This window comes from Nostoc sp. DedSLP04 (genome assembly GCF_034530775.1).
Taxonomy (GTDB): Bacteria; Cyanobacteriota; Cyanobacteriia; order Cyanobacteriales; family Nostocaceae; genus Nostoc.
Map to the genome: position 1 here is coordinate 1 of NZ_JAVRCL010000074.1, position 18,710 is coordinate 18,710.

The following is an 18,710-nucleotide window of genomic DNA, read 5'->3' on the forward strand; positions in this document are numbered from 1 at the left end:
CATGACCTTTGTGAAGGTTGGCTGCTTGCAAAAGAGACTTAACGGGAAAAGTCAGTTCCACAGTTCAGTCCTCCCACTAGTGTCGGTGGCAACAAAGTACAGTGTACCGTTGACATTCGTCAGATATGCCAGGTTAGAGCTACCCGTACTATTAATATTCTTGACGCGGACAGTACCAGCCTGAGTGCCATCACTCTTCCACAGTTCTCGATCCCCAGTGTTATCAGTGGCATTGAAGTACAGCGTGCCGTTGATATTCGTTAGATTTGCTGGGTAAGAGCCACTCATCCCAGAGAAGATATCCTTGACGCGGACGGTACCAGCCTCAGTGCCATCAGTCTTCCACAGTTCAGTCCCCCCACTAGTGTCGGTGGCAACAAAGTACAGCGTGCCGTTGACATTCGTCAGATTTTTGGGGTAAGAATCAGTCGTACCAGAAAAAATATCTTTGACGCGGACGGTACCAGCCTCAGTACCATCACTCTTCCACAGTTCAACCCCTCCACTGCTGTCGGTGGCATTTAAGTACAGTGTACCGTTGACATCTGTCAGATTTTGCGGATCGGAAGTACCGGTGCCAGTATTAATATCCTTGACACGAACTGTACCAGCCTCAGTACCATCACTTTTCCACAGTTCAACCCCTTCACTGCTGTCATAGGCTCTGAAGTACAGCGTGCCGTTAACATTGGTCAGATATGCCAGGTTCGAGCTAACGATGCCAGAGAAAATATCCTTGACACGGACTGTACCAGCCTCAGTACCATCACTCTTCCACAGTTCGCGATCGCCATTGCTGTCGGAGGCAACAAAGTACAGCGTGCCGTTGACATTCGTCAGATATTCTGGGTAAGAGCTACCCATGCCAGAGAAAATATCCTTGACACGGACTGTACCAGCCTCAGTACCATCACTCTTCCACAGTTCAAAGCCAGCACCGTCATAAGCTCTGAAGTAAAGTGTACCGTTGATATTCGTCAGATATGCTGGGTTAGAGCCACCCGCACCAGTATTAATATCCTTAACGCGGACAGTACCAGCCTGAGTGCCATCACTTTTCCACAGTTCATTGTTCCCACTGCTGTCGGAGGCAACAAAATACAGCGTGCCGTTGACATTCGTCAGAGATGCTGGGCTAGAGCTACCCGTACCAGAGACAATATCCTTGACGCGGACAGTACCAGCCTCGGTGCCATCACTCTTCCACAGTTCAGTGCCTCCACTGCTGTCAGTAGCACTGAAGTACAATGTGCCATTGACATTCGTCAGATTTTGCGGGTCAGAGCCACTGATACCAGAGACAATATCCTTGACGCGGACAGTACCAGCCTCAGTGCCATCACTCTTCCACAGTTCAAAACCACCAGTGTTGTCAGAAGCTTTGAAGTACAGTGTGCCGTTGACATTCATCAGATTTTGCGGCTTAGAGGTCTGCGTACCAGAGACGATATCCTTAACACGGACAGTACCAGCCTCAGTACCATCACTCTTCCACAGTTCAGTGCCTCCACTGCTGTCAGTGGCACTGAAGTACAGCGTCCCATTGACATTTGTCAGATATTCTGGGTAAGAGCTAGCCGTACCAGTATAAATATCTTTGACACGGACTGTACCAGCCTCAGTACCATCACTCTTCCACAGTTCAGTGCCCCCACTGCTGTTAGTGGCACTGAAGTACAGCGTACCGTTGACATTCGTCAGATTTTGGGGAATTGAGGAAGCTCTATTGGTATTGATATCTTTGATGAGGATAATCGATGGTTCTTCTGCTGGCATAACCGTTTTTCCTTAAACTTCTAGATTCAGAATCACAAGGGAAATCAGGCGTTGGTAGACGCCCCAAGGACGATCGCTATTTTTCTTGCTATGTAAATATGCGATGCGATCGCTTAACTCCCAAGCTTCGCTTTTTTTTAAATTAAACAGCCTCGGCAAATATGTCTAATTTTATACTTGATTTAGATAAAGCTCATTTGGTTTAGTTAATATAAGCACTCCATATCAACCAATATCGACACGGATATGAACATAACCCGTTGGAAGGAATGAAAGAGAAATCTTGGTGATTGTCTCGATTCAACTTAGCCGAACCTCGTAAATTGGTGTTTGCGTAGCGTGTCCTAAAGGACAAGGTATTGATAAAGTTAATTATATTTTTGACTTTGCCTGAAAAATAAGTAAGTATTAACAGTGATATTCAAAGGCTATGAAAGTCGAAAATGAAACGTCCAAATCGCCTTGCTTGGATGGGAGCGATCGCACTCGCTGCGATCGTTTTACTTAGTTTGTTCGCGGCTCCCAATAATACTAAAATTAACGCTGGCTCTACCTATAACCGTAACTCTGATGGCTATGGTGCTTGGTACGCTTTTATGCAACAACAGGAAATTTCTATCAAGCGTTGGCAAAAGCCTTTTAGTGATATTCAGCCAGAGAACAACCCAGTTACCTTCCTACAAGTAGGCGGCTATCCCAGAGAAACGACACTGGATAGTCAAGAGCGGGAATGGGTAGAAAAAGGGAATACTTTGGTAATTTTGGGTGCAAAGGCACGGGTTACAGAAGCGGAGTTTAGCACTATGCAAAAATCTCCTGAAGGTGATATTAAAATTGATACACGTAGACGATATAAAAAAGCTAACTCCCAGCAAGTTAATTTAGGCGATCGCTTTGGTGCTGTTGTCTGGAAAGAAAATTACAAAAAAGGAAAGGTGATTTTTTCTACCACTCCTTATTTAGCTGCCAATGCCTATCAAGATTATTTAAGTAATTTCAAGTATTTAGCTAGTTTGGTTACTGAAAAAAGTAACACAGTCTTTGTCGATGAATACATCCACGGCTATAAAGATGCCGATATCAGGAAGAAAGAAAGCGAAGGAGATTTATCTAGCTTTTTTGCCAAAACTCCTTTACTTCCAATCTTGATACAAGTAGGTATCCTGCTATTAGTGCTAGTTTGGGCGCAGAATCGCCGCTTTGGTAAGCCAGTAGCTTTAGATACACCAGTTGTAGATAATAGCGAAGCATACATCCAAGCTTTAGCCGGGGTGTTGCAGAAAGCTGATACCACCGACTTTGTTGTTGAAATGGTGGGTAAACAAGAACAACTAGAACTCCAAAAAGTCTTGGGATTAGGGCAAGTACTATTAGAACGTCAAGCCTTGATCGATTTCTGGATGGAAAAAACAGGTGCAAGTGCAGCCGAACTAGATGCAGTTTTAAAGCTACAATCTCGCAAACAACCCATCAGTGAACGAGACCTGTTAAGCTGGTTGGGAAAATGGCGAAGCATTAGGGAAATTCGTAATTCGTAATTCGTAATTCGTAATTAATTTTTTGGAATTGTGCATAATATCTTTGTGCCTAAGTACTTCTAAGTCAATGATTTATAAACAAAAATATGAGTGAAACACATCCTATTTTAATTCGTCTTGGTCAAAGTCTTAGTCAAGTAATTGTCGGACAATCTAGCTTAATACAGCAACTCTTAGTAGCACTGCTAGCGGGTGGACACGTAATTTTAGAAGGAGTACCGGGAACTGGGAAAACTCTACTAGTAAAAGTGTTGGCGCAGTTAATTCAAGGAGATTTTCGCCGGATTCAATTAACACCAGATGTTTTACCTTCAGATATTACTGGTACTAATATTTTTGACTTGAATAGCCGCAATTTTACTTTGAAAAAAGGGCCAATATTTACTGAAGTATTGCTAGCAGACGAAATCAACCGTACTCCACCCAAGACACAAGCGGCGCTGCTAGAAGCAATGGAAGAGATGCAGGTAACACTGGATGGTGAAAGTTTGCCTTTACCAGATTTATTTTGGGTAATTGCAACCCAAAACCCCCTAGAATTTGAGGGTACTTATCCTTTACCAGAGGCCCAGTTAGACAGATTTTTATTTAAGCTGATGGTAGATTACCCCGACCAAGCTGCTGAAAAGCAAATGTTACTCAATCGTCAGGCGGGTTTTGCAGCACGACGTTTAGATATTAGCCGTTTGAAACCAATCGCAACAGTAGCCGACATTTTGCAAGCACGACAAGCAGTCAAAGAAGTTAAAGTATCAGAAGCGATCGTTGATTATTTGTTGGCGTTGGTGAGAACATCGCGTCAATATCCCGATTTAACTTTGGGTGCATCACCCCGCGCTACCGGTGCTTGGTTGCAGACATCTCAAGCATTAGCGTGGTTAGCGGGAAGGGATTTTGTAACGCCAGATCATGTAAAAGCAGTTGCATCACCGTTGCTACGTCATCGTCTCATATTGAAACCAGAAGCGATGCTGGATGGTTTACAAATGGATGCGGTAATTGCGTCGGTAATTAATCAAGTACCAGTTCCAAGGTAAAAAAATTAAACCTCTGACGTAAATCCCTCTTATCTCAATTTTGGGAGAAGGGGAGTTGTTTCACCAAGACATAGCGATCGCCATCACAACATTACTGATAAAATATCCAAGATGCGACAACTTTACCCAGCGATCGAGCCTTACTTAGAAAGTAGTTTACAAGTTTCCGACCTTCATACTATCCATTTTGAAGAGTCAGGAAACCCCCAAGGTCAACCCATCGTTTTGCTGCATGGGGGCCCTGGTGGTGGATGTCCAGCTTTTTATCGGCAATATTTCCACCCAGAAAAATGGCGGTTAGTCATGTTTGATCAGCGCGGTTGTGGTCAAAGTACGCCCCATGCCGAATTACGAGAAAACACCACTTGGGATTTAGTTAGTGATATCGAAAAACTACGCCAACATTTAGGTATAGAAAAGTGGGCGGTTTTCGGTGGTAGTTGGGGTAGCACTTTATCATTGGCTTACAGTCAAACCCATCCCTCTCGCTGCACAGGATTAATTCTGCGTGGGATCTTCATGCTGAGGCAAAAAGAGTTGCGCTGGTTTTACCAAGAGGGTGCTAGCTATATTTTTCCTGATGCTTGGGAAGAATATCTCAAACCAATTCCCATAGATGAACGTGACGATTTAATCGCAGCATATTACAAACGCTTGACCAATCCAGATTTAGAAATTCAATTAACAGCAGCGCGTGCTTGGTCAATTTGGGAAGCTAGTACTAGTAGACTTTTCTTCGATCCTGAACTCATGCAAAAGTTTGGTGAGAGTGAATTTGCTTCAGCTTTTGCTCGGATTGAATGCCATTACTTTATGAATAAGGGATTTTTGGAAACAGAAGATCAATTACTCTTAAATGTAGACCGCATCCGCCATATTCCGGCTGTAATTGTTCAGGGACGCTATGATGTAGTCTGCCCGATGATATCAGCTTGGGAATTACATCGAACTTGGCCAGAAGCGGAATTTATAGTGGTTCCTGATGCCGGACATTCGATGAGTGAACCAGGAATTGTTAGTGCTTTGATTGAGGCAACAGATAATATTTAATTCGCTTGAATATTTAGCCTGTGGGATGGGAGAGTTAGCTAAAGGAGTGGATGTAAGACCAAACTCACGACAATAAATCCTTAGCAGGATGCCAGGTAAATTCAAGCTGACATTCCCAATTATTTTTGTGGCAAAAGATGAGGAATTTTTATCATCTGTTATCACGACCATTCCCCCACTGGGGACCGCGAATGACAGTTCCACTGGGCACAGTGGTGTTCCAAATCAAATTCATGCCTCGGCAAATCAAGCCGTCATCGGTATGAGCGCCTCTGAAATCAGCTTCAGCGAGAATAGCATTTTCAAGACTTCCCATTTGAACTTCCCAGAAATGGCCAAACGTGGCATTCATCTCACTCAAAATGCTACCCCGCAAGTCGGCTTTCTCGAAGGAACTTTGCGTTACATTAGCAGCAAACAAATTAGCATCGCGGATAATTGCTCCTTCCAAACAACAACTTTCCAAGAAAATACCACCCAAATCGGCTCCAGTCAAATCGGCTCCAATTAGATAGACACTACGCAAATCAGCCCCTCGCAGGTTGATATCTCGCAAAACCACACCATCAAGATCGAGTCCACTATGTTTGGAGCGGCGAAATCCATAGAGTCCATAATCAGCCAATTTGATTCCAGCAAAGTTACGTTCCCCATCAGCATAGCGCTCCAGCAACTCCTCAGCAGTAATTTCCCAGACCATTATTTACCTCCCGCATTAATTAACATATATGTGCAAACAACAGATAAAGGTACTGCCCTGAGCTTCAATGGCATCACTCATACCTAAACTAAAGATGGTGTATACACAGCAATGCTAACCCTTGTAAATTTGGAAACTTACAATGTATATGATGCATCAGTGTAACTAGTTCACTACAAAAAAAGAAGATATGCGAATTCTAATTGTAAAAAGCAGTATAGCGCTTTGATTGAAGCAACAGATAATATTTAATTAGGTTGAATACTTAGCTTCGGGGGCGGGGATGTAAAATCAAACCCACGACAAGGCAATCTTTAGCAGGATGCGAAGGGATTTTGCAGTACCTACTTTGTTTGATGGTAATCTTGCAAACAGTATCGCGACAATCGATATTAAATTGGTCTTTGATCCACGAAACTAAATAAAATGAAGTTAAACTCAAAAGCTAATAAAACTAGCTTATGCAAGACTCTAAACAAGAAATAAATGCCAGAGCTTCTATAGATTTAGAACAGCGAAGAAATTGGTATTCTCCCGTAGCTGATATTTATTACAACGCTAGACCACAATATCCAAAGCAACTGATTAAGCGGTCTGTCGTTTTAGCCCAACTTGACTCAGATGCATCGATTCTTGAGGTCGGTTGTGGTCCAGGAAATGCGACGGTAGATTTTGCTCAATTTGGTTTTTCAATGACGTGTATTGAGCCAAACCAAGATTTTTGTCGTTTGGCACAACGCAACTGTGCAACCTATCCAAACGTTGCAATCCACAACACCTCATTTGAGGAGTGGGAACTGGAAGCAAAACAGTTTAATGCCGTTCTATCAGCTAATGCCTTTCACTGGATACCGTCAGAAATTCGGTATGCTAAGGCAGCGAAGGCATTACGCGACAACGGGTTTCTCATCTTACTATGGAATCTGAGACCTGAACTCAAATATGAAGTTTACCAAGCGATCGAGCAAGTGTATCAAGTTTATGCTCCCTCACTTGTCCGCTATGAAGGTGCAGAAACTCAAGCGGAAATTTTGAGAGGGTTTAAACAAGACATTCTAGACTCTGGTTATTTTAAGAAATTAGTGACTGAGCAAATCGCGTGTGAGGTGACGTACAGCATCGATGACTTCTTTAAGCTATTAAGTACCATGAGCAGACTGGAGCTAAAGGCAAAGGAGTTGCTATTTGCACAATTGCGGGAAAAGCTGAGGAACTTTGGAGATAGTGTAAACCTCTCATTTCTTTCTGCTGTTCATGTTGCCCAAAAAGATGGATAAGCTGTTGAATTCGTTATGTAATGATGCAGCAGAACAAGTCATTGGAGCGGACGTGCATAACCCTTGTAAATTTGGAAACTTATACTGTATATGAAGCATCAGTGTAAGTAGTTCACTACAAAAAAAGAAGATATGCGAATTTTAATTGTGGAAAGCAGTATGTTGTTGCTCCTAACTGCAATGACAACTGGCTGTGTCGGTTCTTCCTCTGTTACAAAACAGCCGCAAGCCTTGCCAGCAAGCACTGAACAGCCGACGAAAGAAGCTGTGTTGACTTCAACACCTACACCGACTGCAAAACCTATAGAGCATTCTACCCCTGAAGCCACTATTGCCACGAATCCGACGCGCTGTGAAACTAGGCAATTGTCAGTGCGCCGAATTTCCGAAGATGCTGGCGTTGGGAATGTTGCACTTACTTACGCCTTCACTAATAACGGCTCATCCCCTTGCACCCTCAACGGTTATCCGGGATTGGGACTACTGGATGCCAAAGACCAACCTTTGCAGGAAATTAAAATTATTCGCTCCAAGGATACTTACTTTTCGAGTAAGCAACCTCGACAACAAGTAACTCTAGCTCCTGGGAAACAAGCCTCATTTCAAATAGCTTACAACCACATTAGTTCCCCAGATCAAAATTGCCCAATGTCTAGTAAAATTCAAATCACACCTCCAAATGCTTACGAGCACTTTACCCTTACAGAACAAATCAAACCTTGTACGGGCAAAGTTAGAGTGACTCCAGTACGAGCCGTTAACACTCAACCCTAGTAAATTTCTGTAATTTACTCAAATACCCAGAAAAAGCATAAATTTAATCAAAGCCTCTGATAAGTTCAGGATTGTACTCATCAAAAAGGTTAAAAAATTTTATGGAAGGAATTGATGTTGCCGATCAAGATGGCAGAGTAGATTGGACGGCAGTAAAAAACTCTGGTAAAACCTTTGCGTTTGTCAAAGCCACAGAAGGAGTAAGCATTAAAGATTCTGCTTTTGCTCATCACTGGCAAACCATGAAAGCTGTTGGTCTGATTCGGGGTGCTTATCATTTCTTTCACCCTCATACATCTGACCCGGTTCAGCAAGCAAAAGAATTCTTAAAAACGCTGGGCAAATTAGAAGCGGGAGACTTACCACCAGTTCTGGATGTAGAAGTAACTGACAAAGGAAGTAGCCAAGCTGTAATTAATGGAGCAAAGCAGTGGTTAGCAGAGGTGGAAAAAGCCCTTTTGCAACAAACAAAAAAACCAATCAAACCAATTATTTATACCTTCCCCAGTTTTTGGGAACAACTTGGGAATCCATCTGATTTTGCTAGTTATCCGTTATGGATTGCCCACTACGGAACTAGGAACCCAACTATTCCTGGTGCTTGGCAAGGACAATACTTAATCCATCAATATGAAGGTGATATATCTGGTGTAACTGGTGTTAGTGGTCGAGCCGATTTGAATAGATTTAATGGATTGCAGCTAGGAGATTCTGGGCTAAGAGTAAAACAATTACAACAGCAATTAAAAGATATTGGATTATATACTGATGCCATCGATGGGCGTTTTTCTGAGTCAGTTAAGAATGCAATTGTTAGTTTTCAAACATCTAAAAAATTGCAAGCTGATGGAATTGTCGGTATAAAAACTTGGATAGCTTTGCTATGGATTTAAGTAAGTAGGTGTGAATAAACAAAGGTTTGTGGTCAACGGCTCCAAACCTTTAATTAATTTTATATTGTATAATATACTTTAATTTATTGTGGTTGTTGCTTAACATCGTAATGAACAAAATTGAGATTCGACCTGGAAAAAACCTTTAAGGATTCGTTTGAGTGAATTAAACTTAACCCGCCTAATAGCTTTATTCACTTCTACCCACTGCCGTTTTCTTTTAGTTGCTTCTGGATAATCTTCACTCAGCATATCAACTGATAATAAATACATCTTGACGCAATAAATTTTGCCTTGTTTGCGGTACTTGTAAGTTCCCAGTTCATTTGCATCTATTTGCCCAATTATCCCTGCTTCTTCCCACGCCTCTTTGGCTGCGGAATCAGGTGGACTCATACCATTAGGAATATCTCCTTTTGGAATCACCCAGTGTTGAAAGTCACGAGTTGTAATTAGCAAGATTTCAACTTTACCATTGTTCACTCTGTAAGGAATTACCCCAGACTGTATAAACACTTTACTGGCTTTTCGACTCATGTAATTTCCATCCTGCACGTCCTAGCTTTTTTGTACAATGTTTACTTCAGAAATTCTAGAGCTGATACCGGATAAATTTTGGTTAATCTTAAGTTATGAAAAGGTTAAAAACAGATTTTTACTTATAAGAGTTAATTATCGGAATGGAATTCAGGAGTCAGGAGCCAATATTCAGAATGAATTTTGTGCAACTAGCGGATAGCGTAAGGGTAGCAAGCTATTTATTCAAAAAATTTCTAGCATCAGTGTTTGAGCGGGTGATGATGGTTTTAATGCCGCAGTTACACTATTATTAGACTAGTTTTATCTTGAGGAGTCTGACTTTTATTCGTCAGTTGTATCCATATATATAAAGTTATCGCGAATCTGGCAGCACTTTTGTTCAACTAACTGTAATAACTGTTCCCAAACTCTCGTTAGCTAATCTATCTACTGCACACACAGCATAAGTTCCGGCTTGTTGGACGGTAGCGAATGTTGTACCAGCAGATAAAATTCGTTGAATTGTCCAAGTATCGCCACTCAGCCGATAAAGTGTCCAGGAACGAACTGGCTGATTATCTCCAGGCTGCCAACTCAGTTTGCGGTTATTGACTTGTAGTCCAATGGGTGGAGATGGTGGTGTTGTATCCTGCCAAGGCAAAGTCGGTGGTAAGGCAGGTTTGTTATAAAGCAGACTTTGAAATTTATCAGCAATGCCCTGACTATTTTCTGTCAAAACACTGAGATTAAAGAAGATATTCCCCAGTGACAATCGTCCAGCTTGGCTACGACTAATTTTTACCTGCTTTTCAATCTCATCACTCTCGCGACTCTTGTTGCTTGGTTCTGTCAAATTGTTACCAGCATAAACGTGTCTTTGCTTTGTGTTTACCTGTGTCCACCACTGTAGCAACGCTGGATAACTTTGTTGTGGTTGGTCTGTGCGCCAGTAAAGTTGAGGAGCGATATAATCAATCCAGCCTTCTTCTAACCATTTTTTGGAGTCAGCATACAGCACGTTGTAAGCATCCAACCCAGTAATACCAGCGGGTTGTCCGGGGCGATAAATTCCAAAGGGACTAATACCAAATTTTACGTCGGGTTTGGCTGTTTTAATCCCTTGCCAGAGGCGCTGTACCATTTTGTTAACATTGTCTCGTCGCCAATCGTTAAGGCTGAGTGTGCCACCAGCTGCTTTATATGCAGCGTAGGTTTTATCATCGGGGAAAGCTTGTCCCTCAATGGGATATGGATAGAAATAATCATCTAAGTGAATGCCATCAACATCGTAGCGCTTCACTACATCAAGAATTACGTTATACGCTCTATCCTGAACTATTTTTAGTCCTGGGTCCATCCAGCGTTGTGTTTTCCACAAATAAACGCTTTCTGGATTGGTAGCTGCGATGTGGGGACGGACTGTTTTAGCTGGGTCGGTGGAAGTGCTAGCACGGTAGGGGTTAAACCAAGCATGGAGTTCAATATTGTGCTTGTGACATTCTGCGATCGCAAACGCTAAAGGATCGTAAAATGGTTCTGGTGCTTTCCCCTGAGTTCCTGTAATCCAAGCACTCCAAGGCTCTAATCGAGATTCATACAAAGCGTCTCCCTCCGGTCGCACCTGGAAAATCAGAGCATTGAAGTTTAGCGCTTGTAATTTAGTAATAATCTCCGTAAGTTCTGCTTTTTGTTGAGCAACACTAAGTCCCGGTTTGGAAGGCCAATCACCATTCCACACAGATACTACCCATGCTCCCCGGAATTCCCGGCTATGATTTACCCTAACGCTGCCGATAGGTGTGGGCGTTGGAGTTGGTATCGGAATTGGCGTTGGAGTTGGTATTGGAGTTGGAGTTGGAGTTGGAATTGGAGTTGGTGTTGGAGTTGGCGTTAATATTGGCGGCTGTACTAAGTAACTAGAAGCAATTTTTTCTGCCTGACCTAAATACACCAAGGCTTGATAAATAATCACTGCCACATCTGCACGAGTAGCAGCGAGATTAGGATTGAGTAATTTAATATTTGGGAAACTAACCACCAATCCAGCGCTGGTGGCAATAGCTACATGATTTCTACCATACTCAGGAATCTGTACAGAATCCTGATAAATCTGTGAGAGTTTTGAGAGCAGGTCAGGTTTAACCTTGGTAGCAATTTCTAAGCCTGCTACCAAAGAAACCAAGACTTCTACCCTAGTAATTCGGTTAGCGGAACGGAAAGTTTTATCAGGGAATCCGCTAATAAATGCTTTTTCGTAAGCTGTTTTGATGGCTGCTGCTGCCCAATAATTCGTGGGTACATCAACAAAGGAAACATACTGCCGCTTCTTGGAGACTGTCCCAAATGCGTTAGCGATAATAGCGGCAAATTCAGCACGGGTAAGTGAATTATCGGGGCGATAAGTGCCATTAGGCAACCCACTGACAATACCGCGTTGGGCTAAGGCTGTAATAAATGAGCGTGCCCAATGGTTTTGAATATCCGAGAATTGAGTAGCAATAGATACCATTGTTAATTGCAGCTAGCTGGCCTTGATTTTGATTTCCTTTGTTAATTTAGCAATTTTGTTGGCGTAGGCATAGCCAGCTGTAGGCATCGCTGCTGCAATGTCGTCTTGTAAACTTTGACTACTGTAAGTTAGGGAATGGGGCATTGGGCATTGGGCATTGGGGAGCCACTGCGGTCTTGGGGTCTCCCCAAGTGGAGCAAGTGGCGTCATTGGGAAAGAGGAGGCAGAAGTTCTTTAATTTTGAATTTTGAATTGATTTCTCCCCCACTCCCCACTCCTATCTACTAAGTAGGATTTGCAGCTTCATTAGTAGGATTTGAGGTAGAACGCGCATTCAACGCCAGCATCACGCGGGAAATGCCAGTGAAAATAATGCTGACACCAACTAGTGTACCCAGAAGCCAAGGTGCGTTGAAGGGCCACTGGAACCAAATCATTGCGCCTAAAACCAGCGTAATAATCCCATCACCGAGTACCCACGTCCAGTTTTCTTGTGGACGTAACCGGAATGCCAAAATTAACTCGAATGTACCTTCAGCCAGTAAAAAGCTACCAAGCAACAGAGTTAGTGTGAGTACACCTGTAAAAGGATAAACAAACAGCATAATACCTGTTGCAATATAAAGCCCGCTCAATAGAAGTTTCCAAATAAAACCTCCTTGGTGGCGGGTTTGAGTGGCATAAACTAGTTTTGTAAATCCGGCAAAAATCAAAATCGCTGCAATCCAAGTTTCGGCGAATAAGGTGGTGAAATTAGGTGCTGCGATCGCAATAACCCCTAAAATACTCAAAAGAACACCTGTTATCAGTGACCCATTCACATTTTTCTTAGTATCTCTAGAAAGATCGGTTGTCATAAAAATCACTTTCCTATTTTTAGACTAAACTCTACATTTAGATTAGGGAATTTTTAATTAACACAGTATGAACCCTAAGACAGACTCATCAGTATTAACTTCATTGCGATCGTGACTAAAATTTACGACTATTGAGATACTAAATCAATCATCAGATCGCAACTGCATTGTCTCTAAGTGACCTTTATAAGAGTTCTGCAAGACTGCTAAGGCGTTCATAAACAGAAATAAGACGATCTCCTTCAAGTTCAACAGAAGTATTTGGATAATTCTGAATGGCTCCAAGTAATGTCACTTCACCATTTTGTTGAATAGATGTACTTAAAGCGCTTCGCAACGCTTGCTGGTCTAATTGTCCTGCGGGAGGGTGAACTACCTCACCAATTTGGTTAACTAAAATTGGCCCTGCCCAACTAGCTAGTAAACTATTTAAAAAGGCAGCATCAGCTTTTATTGGGGCTTTCAATGCCTTACGAGCTACTGCGGGGTCTTGTTGCGCCGCCTGTAAATAAGCTCTTAATGTTGGGGTAGTCTTGCCAGTTTCTGTAAACTGAGTTAAGTCTTCAACAGATACTTGCCCTTGAAAAGTACCATACTTTAAAATAACTTGCTCGGCAGCATTAGCATTAGTAGTTGAGAATAGAACAATAGCGCCTACACCTAAAGCTGCTGTCTGAGTAAGTAACTTAGTAAATTTCTTATTATTTAATCGATTGAAAAGTTGCGAAATCTGCATTTTGTTAAACTTAAATAATGGTATGGAGCAGACATAAGCAGAAAATGCCTATGTCTTAGGGTTAAACTTTGTTATTAGGCGAAACTGCTTGAGGTAGTATTGATTTATCTTCGTCTAAAGTTGGTGCAGGTACGCCCAAATGCTTCCTTGTAGTTTCTTCAGCCAGCTTTCGGTCTTGTTCGTTCTCGAACTGGCTCTCATCTAACAAATGAGGATTTTTTGCTGCTTCGTCTCGGCTTGGTCGATAACCATTTTTCCACCTGTACTTCCAGTCCATAATTTAAAAGCCAGATATACTGCAATTTTATTTCCTAATTGTTTATAGTAGACGCTGAATAGAAAGTGATACTCCTGCTATGGGGTGAAGAAGCTCATTCAGAAGGTATAAATTTAACCTACTAGAGTAAGAATACTTGTCTGCGTAAATTTTAATACTTTAACAAGTATATAACAAGTCATCAGTGGCGATCGCAAATGTAATTAACGATTGTCACGAGATGCGATCGCATCTCCAATATCTTAATAAACTTTCACTATTAAAGCTTTGCTGCTTCTGCCTTGTGCAGGATGAGTATATTAGCTTTAAGCTTTAGAAAGTAGAATTTATTTGATTTTATAATTTTATTCAAAAACAGATATGATAAATATTATTTTAGATATTGCCAAAGCACAAAACAAAATAATTATGCTTAAAGAACAGATTACACAAGAGCTAGAAAAATTACCTGAACCTCTGTTACAGGAAATTTTAGATTTTGTTCAGTTCTTACAAGCCAAGTACCAAAAAGAAAAAACCTTAGAAATTACCATTATGAGTGAATCATCATTGCAAAAAGATTGGTTAAGACCAGAGGAAGATTCAGCGTGGCAGGATTTGTAAAAGGTGATGTTGTTATTGTTCCATTTCCATTTTCGGATTTAACTGATACAAAACGCAGACCTGCTTTAGTTATTGCTACTCTTCAGGGAGATGATCTGATTCTTTGCCAAATTACTAGCCAAGCTGTTGGCGATATTTATGCGATTCAACTAGATAATAGTGATTTTAGTTACGGTCGATTAAATCAGCTAAGTAATATTAGACCAAATCGAATTTTTACTGCTGACAAACAAATTGTTTTATATAAAGCAGGTCAAATAAAATTTTAAAAATTAACAGAGGTTATTAATAAAATTATTGAAATTATACAGTACTCAAACCCGTAGTTGTATCCAGTATTTAATTAAGTTGGACTGGTGTCAGATGATTCGATAATTGGTGGTTGCGTCACAGTTCTACATGGATTTGGCGCGTCTGATTGTAAAACAACGCCAAAACGGTTGACTTGGGAGGAGTTTAGCAATACTGTTGCTGGCAAAGGTTTTGAATTTGGGGGAACTGAGGTAGTTACAGCTGGGTTATTAGGATTAGCTGAAGTTTGGGTACTTTTATTGGCACAAACTCGCATAGACACCAAAAAACTGCCAGAAGCAGGATTTGGATTTAATTTTTTCTCAATAACTTCTAAAAAAGCCCCACGGGGGAGTGATTGGTTGTTTCCCAAGGATATGTCATTATTGGTTTTAATTACCCAACCAGGAGAAAGATTAGCTAGCGATCGCGGCGTAGGTGTCGCTTCGATGATAGGATTTTGAGTTTGTAAGGGATTGGAAAAAATTGGAAAGGTTCCTCGCAGTTGCCTGACGAACAATCCTAAAAAACCTGCTGCCACCACAAATATTAATGAAACTATCCAATATAAGGGTAATTTAGGAGTTTTGACTGGCTTAGTTTCTGGAATTACCTGAGTTACTCGCCTTGATAAAAACTGAGTCGGGAATTCATCTGCTTTTACCTCTTCCAAAAACGTATCGGCATCTATATTAATTGAATATGATTGGGCTACTGATGGTTCATAAGTATTTGACTGCTGAATTTGAGGCTGATTTGTGTTTTTTTGTCGAACAACTTTTTGTTCAATTCGCGCTACTTCTTCATCCCTAATTTCCAAAATGTGCTGATATCGCCTTAACTCTTCACGAATCTCTTCCGTGAATGGGTACTGATGCTCAATTGCTTGAGTTATTACTTGTTCATACTGCTGCAATTTTTGTTGATATGCCTCTCTCTCTGTTGTAATTCGGGCTGTAATTGGGTGAATATCTTCAGCTTTTAGACCTAAGAGTTGCTGCTGTTGCCACAGTTGGTTATGCTTTGCTTCGCTCAAAGGATATTCTTGCTGCACTGCTATTGTAAATGCCTGCTCAAACTGCTGTAACTTTTGTCGATATGCCTCCACCTCTGCTGTAAGGCTGTTTTCAATTGCAGCTACATCCTCATTCTTAAGTTGCCATTCCTGCTGCATCTGTTGCAATTGATGGCGAGTAAGTTGACTTAGGGGATACTCTTGTCGCATTGCTTTAGCTAACAACTGTCTGTAGTGTTGAAGGTGTCGCTTATATGCTTCAATTCTTGCTTTAACCTGCGCCTCAATTGGCATTGTATCCTCATTCCTCAGCCCCAAAATTTGCTGAAGATTCTGTCTTAGTGCATTAAGATCATCTTCACTTAGGGCTACTGTCTGCTGAAGTGCTTCAGTAAAGTCTCGCTCATATTGCTGTAACTTTTGTCTAAATTCCTGACGAGCAACTGCTAACATCTCATCTTCAATTGCAGTTGCTTCTATTTCTGATATTCCTAAGCGATTTCTGAGTGCATCTAAAATCTTGCGACCCACAAAAGTAACATCTCCACGATTACTGTATCGCGCCACTTCTTTGCGATACTTCTGTTTAGGATCACCTTGCGGAACTTTTGTAAGTCGAATCTTAAAGCCCTCTCTACTTGTGTAGATTTCTGGCCTCATCGTCGGCTGTATTTCTCTAACCTTCCTACTGGCATAATCATGCAACTCGTCGATTGAGACAACGCCATCTTCATCTATATCTGCCGCCCCAGTTGTGATTCCTTCAATCAAATAACGGGTATAAATTGAGAGGTCTGATCCCTGTTGTTCAAAAGAATATTGAGTTGAACTGGATGAAGTGAGAACAGCTCGCCCTTCTCCTCCTAATTGCTCACGGATATTTACAGCACCGTCGTCTTTGGCTGATAAACCCTCAGCAAAAGCACCACTAAAGCAACTGTCGAGAATCACCACTTGCCGTTTAGAACGGCTGCGGCTCATGCTTTCATGGACAACACTGGCTGCTACTGCTGATGAGCGAATTAAATCTCCTCTTGGAGTTTTGCGTGTAGTGCGCGTTGCTAAAAAAAGTCTACCAGTGTCATCTTTAATCCCATGACCAGAGAAAAAGAGAACTAACAGATCATCTTTTTGACGATGGACAAATAGATTTTCTATAGCTTCTTCCATATCTTGGCGCTGGGGGTTTTTTAGCACCACAATATCTGTCTCAGTAAAGTCGCCCATTTCTGGGTGTAACAGCACTTGCTGCATCGCTTCAACATCTTTTACAGCACTAGGTAGCGGGTTTAACCCAGGCTCATATTCACTCACCCCAATCAGCAATGCTACTTTTGCCATTTGAAATACTCTACCCTGCTACGAATTTCTGTGCTGCCTCTATTGCTGCTTCTAACTCTTGCCGACTGCTGGCTTTGACTTTCAGTTTCTTGCCATTAGCCTCTATTTCTAGTTCAATGGTTTTGCTGCCAAGGCGATCGCCTAAAAATCCCATCAATGCTTTAATATTCTTGGCATTCACCTGGGCTGTTAGCCAACCCACAGCTAGCCCTGTAAGTGACTTACTGTCTGCTGGTGCTTTTGCTTCACGGAAAAGACTAGCATCTTCCACTTCATCCAGTTCCAGCATCTGTTGCAATAGTTTCTGCGTTTCGTCTTGCAGTTCATCGTCATCTAAATCAGGCTCTTGCAAGGCGATGGTAATCTGGACATTGGATGTACTCGCCATTCTTACACCTCTAATTGTGGTTAATGCTTAAATTATCATAAGTATCTTATACAATCCAACTAGTAATAATTCCGGTCTAGATTGTCATAAATATAAATTTTGACAAGATGTATAGCGTGCTATGAAGAGGAAGAGTACTGTCAAGTAAAAATATATACTATTAGTGACTAGAGCAAGCTAGGCTTGATTTTGATTTACTTGGTTTATTTAGCCATATGAGAGCGATCGCTATTGCTATGTCATATTATAAAATTTTACAGTTGCAGAATATCTAAGCGTCGGCTTTGTACCCTTGTCTACAGAACGCGAAGGGCGAACGGGAAGCAAGCTATGTACAGCCGTGATTTTTAATCTTCAGGTATATTTACTGGTTGCTTTATCAAAAAGCCTAATTGCTTTATCAAAATACTAAAATACTTTCTCAAAATACTGAAATGCTTTCTCAAAAGGCTTAAATGCTTTCTCAAAACACTTGAATGCTTTCTCATTTCGGTATTTTCAGCAAGCAAAAGGCTTAAATGCTTTCTCAAAAGGCTTAAATGCTTTCTCATTTTGGTATTTTCCGCAAGCAAAAGGCTTAAATGCTTTCTCATTTTGGTATTTTCCGCAAGCAAAAGGCTTAAATGCTTTCTCATTTTGGTATTTTCCGCAAGCAAAAGGCTTAAATGCTTTCTCAAACACCAGTTTAGTTACTCATTTCAGTGTTTTCCACAAGCCAAAGGGCATTTGACTTTTTCAAACGGATCTATGCCTTGTTTCCTATTCCTTACCCATGCAAGTAAATTCTCCGAATCAAACCGGATTCCTATATGTCTGCTAATTTATGACTCGATCGCCTAAAGTTACAGAGGCACTTTGAATTTAGTGCAAAATTTATCAAATTTATGTCTAAAGAAATAAGTACACAACTAACCTGACTATACCTAAAAATTGTCTATGCATAGAATAGTCACTCTCAACAAATATCTCTATAGATATAACTAAAAAAGCTACTTTTATTATAATTACACCTTTAGGCTCACGCAATTTAAACTAAAAAGGTTAATACTAAAAAATAACATTATCAAAATTAAATCTGGTTGCAATTAAAAATTGCAGCCTAGACAACTAATAGATAAATAAAGAAAAA

At 41.2% G+C, this 18,710-nt stretch carries 20 protein-coding genes; 8 read left to right on the forward strand and 12 right to left on the reverse strand.

Annotation, left to right across the window (positions count from 1 at the left end; translation table 11 throughout):
• Positions 1–51: 51 nt before the first annotated feature.
• Positions 52–1,776, reverse strand: a complete 1,725-nt coding sequence (locus RMX89_RS29710; RefSeq protein ID WP_322691459.1) for an ELWxxDGT repeat protein — start codon at positions 1,774–1,776, stop codon at positions 52–54.
• A gap of 12 nt (positions 1,777–1,788) precedes the next feature.
• Positions 1,789–1,935 (reverse strand): hypothetical protein, encoded by a 147-nt coding sequence (locus RMX89_RS29715; protein ID WP_322691460.1) that lies wholly within the window; start codon positions 1,933–1,935, stop codon positions 1,789–1,791.
• 284 nt (positions 1,936–2,219) lie between these two features.
• Here RMX89_RS29715 and RMX89_RS29720 point away from each other — a divergent pair, with 284 nt between their 5' ends.
• The 3 genes from RMX89_RS29720 to pip all read left to right on the forward strand — a co-directional run bounded on the left by RMX89_RS29720 (position 2,220) and on the right by pip (position 5,401).
• Positions 2,220–3,314 carry a DUF4350 domain-containing protein gene (locus RMX89_RS29720; protein ID WP_322691461.1) on the forward strand — a complete coding sequence of 365 codons (1,095 nt, stop codon included), beginning with the start codon at positions 2,220–2,222 and terminating at the stop codon, positions 3,312–3,314.
• A gap of 86 nt (positions 3,315–3,400) precedes the next feature.
• Complete coding sequence (locus RMX89_RS29725) at positions 3,401–4,351, forward strand: MoxR family ATPase (RefSeq protein ID WP_322691462.1); 951 nt, start codon at positions 3,401–3,403, stop codon at positions 4,349–4,351.
• Positions 4,352–4,462: 111 nt separating this feature from the next.
• Positions 4,463–5,401 (forward strand): prolyl aminopeptidase, encoded by a 939-nt coding sequence (pip, locus tag RMX89_RS29730; protein ID WP_322691463.1) that lies wholly within the window; start codon positions 4,463–4,465, stop codon positions 5,399–5,401.
• Positions 5,402–5,552: 151 nt separating this feature from the next.
• On the opposite strand, the gene RMX89_RS29735 is transcribed toward pip, so the two are convergent.
• On the reverse strand, positions 5,553–6,101 hold the full coding sequence (locus RMX89_RS29735; protein ID WP_322691464.1) for a pentapeptide repeat-containing protein: 549 nt from the start codon (positions 6,099–6,101) through the stop codon (positions 5,553–5,555).
• Positions 6,102–6,562: 461 nt separating this feature from the next.
• On the opposite strand from RMX89_RS29735, the gene RMX89_RS29740 reads away from it, so the two are divergent.
• The 3 genes from RMX89_RS29740 to RMX89_RS29750 all read left to right on the forward strand — a co-directional run bounded on the left by RMX89_RS29740 (position 6,563) and on the right by RMX89_RS29750 (position 9,045).
• The gene (locus RMX89_RS29740; RefSeq protein ID WP_322691465.1) at positions 6,563–7,378 is read left to right on the forward strand and encodes a class I SAM-dependent methyltransferase; all 816 of its coding nucleotides are present in this window, start codon (positions 6,563–6,565) and stop codon (positions 7,376–7,378) included.
• A 132-nt stretch (positions 7,379–7,510) separates the two neighbouring features.
• Complete coding sequence (locus tag RMX89_RS29745; protein ID WP_322691466.1) at positions 7,511–8,152, forward strand: DUF4232 domain-containing protein; 642 nt, start codon at positions 7,511–7,513, stop codon at positions 8,150–8,152.
• 101 nt (positions 8,153–8,253) lie between these two features.
• Positions 8,254–9,045, forward strand: coding sequence for a GH25 family lysozyme (locus RMX89_RS29750; protein ID WP_322691467.1), 792 nt, complete (start codon positions 8,254–8,256; stop codon positions 9,043–9,045).
• 99 nt (positions 9,046–9,144) lie between these two features.
• On the opposite strand, the gene RMX89_RS29755 is transcribed toward RMX89_RS29750, so the two are convergent.
• The 6 genes from RMX89_RS29755 to RMX89_RS29780 form a co-directional block, all read right to left on the reverse strand.
• Positions 9,145–9,582 (reverse strand): NUDIX hydrolase, encoded by a 438-nt coding sequence (locus tag RMX89_RS29755; RefSeq protein WP_322691468.1) that lies wholly within the window; start codon positions 9,580–9,582, stop codon positions 9,145–9,147.
• A gap of 382 nt (positions 9,583–9,964) precedes the next feature.
• Positions 9,965–12,073, reverse strand: a complete 2,109-nt coding sequence (locus RMX89_RS29760) for a glycoside hydrolase family 10 protein (protein ID WP_322691469.1) — start codon at positions 12,071–12,073, stop codon at positions 9,965–9,967.
• Positions 12,074–12,085: 12 nt separating this feature from the next.
• On the reverse strand, positions 12,086–12,217 hold the full coding sequence (locus tag RMX89_RS29765) for a hypothetical protein (RefSeq protein ID WP_322691470.1): 132 nt from the start codon (positions 12,215–12,217) through the stop codon (positions 12,086–12,088).
• Positions 12,218–12,357: 140 nt separating this feature from the next.
• Positions 12,358–12,930 (reverse strand): HdeD family acid-resistance protein, encoded by a 573-nt coding sequence (locus tag RMX89_RS29770; RefSeq protein ID WP_322691471.1) that lies wholly within the window; start codon positions 12,928–12,930, stop codon positions 12,358–12,360.
• Positions 12,931–13,114: 184 nt separating this feature from the next.
• Positions 13,115–13,666: an alpha/beta hydrolase gene (locus RMX89_RS29775; RefSeq protein ID WP_322691472.1), complete on the reverse strand. Its 552-nt coding sequence runs from the start codon at positions 13,664–13,666 to the stop codon at positions 13,115–13,117.
• Positions 13,667–13,727: 61 nt separating this feature from the next.
• A complete protein-coding gene (locus RMX89_RS29780) occupies positions 13,728–13,943 on the reverse strand; it encodes a bromodomain-containing protein (RefSeq protein WP_322691473.1) in 216 nt (71 codons plus the stop codon).
• 360 nt (positions 13,944–14,303) lie between these two features.
• Between RMX89_RS29780 and RMX89_RS29785 the strand changes: the two genes are divergently transcribed.
• Both RMX89_RS29785 and RMX89_RS29790 read left to right on the forward strand, forming a co-directional pair.
• Positions 14,304–14,546, forward strand: coding sequence for a DUF2281 domain-containing protein (locus RMX89_RS29785; RefSeq protein WP_322691474.1), 243 nt, complete (start codon positions 14,304–14,306; stop codon positions 14,544–14,546).
• On the forward strand, positions 14,531–14,815 hold the full coding sequence (locus RMX89_RS29790; protein WP_322691475.1) for a type II toxin-antitoxin system PemK/MazF family toxin: 285 nt from the start codon (positions 14,531–14,533) through the stop codon (positions 14,813–14,815). The genes RMX89_RS29785 and RMX89_RS29790 overlap by 16 nt, the downstream gene beginning before the upstream one ends.
• Positions 14,816–14,889: 74 nt before the next feature.
• On the opposite strand, the gene RMX89_RS29795 is transcribed toward RMX89_RS29790, so the two are convergent.
• The 3 genes from RMX89_RS29795 to RMX89_RS29805 form a co-directional block, all read right to left on the reverse strand.
• A complete protein-coding gene (locus tag RMX89_RS29795) occupies positions 14,890–17,193 on the reverse strand; it encodes a caspase family protein (protein WP_322691476.1) in 2,304 nt (767 codons plus the stop codon).
• Positions 17,194–17,203: 10 nt separating this feature from the next.
• Positions 17,204–17,581, reverse strand: coding sequence for a hypothetical protein (locus RMX89_RS29800; protein WP_322691477.1), 378 nt, complete (start codon positions 17,579–17,581; stop codon positions 17,204–17,206).
• Between the two features lie 498 nt (positions 17,582–18,079).
• Positions 18,080–18,262 carry a hypothetical protein gene (locus RMX89_RS29805; RefSeq protein ID WP_322691478.1) on the reverse strand — a complete coding sequence of 61 codons (183 nt, stop codon included), beginning with the start codon at positions 18,260–18,262 and terminating at the stop codon, positions 18,080–18,082.
• Positions 18,263–18,710 lie beyond the last annotated feature (448 nt).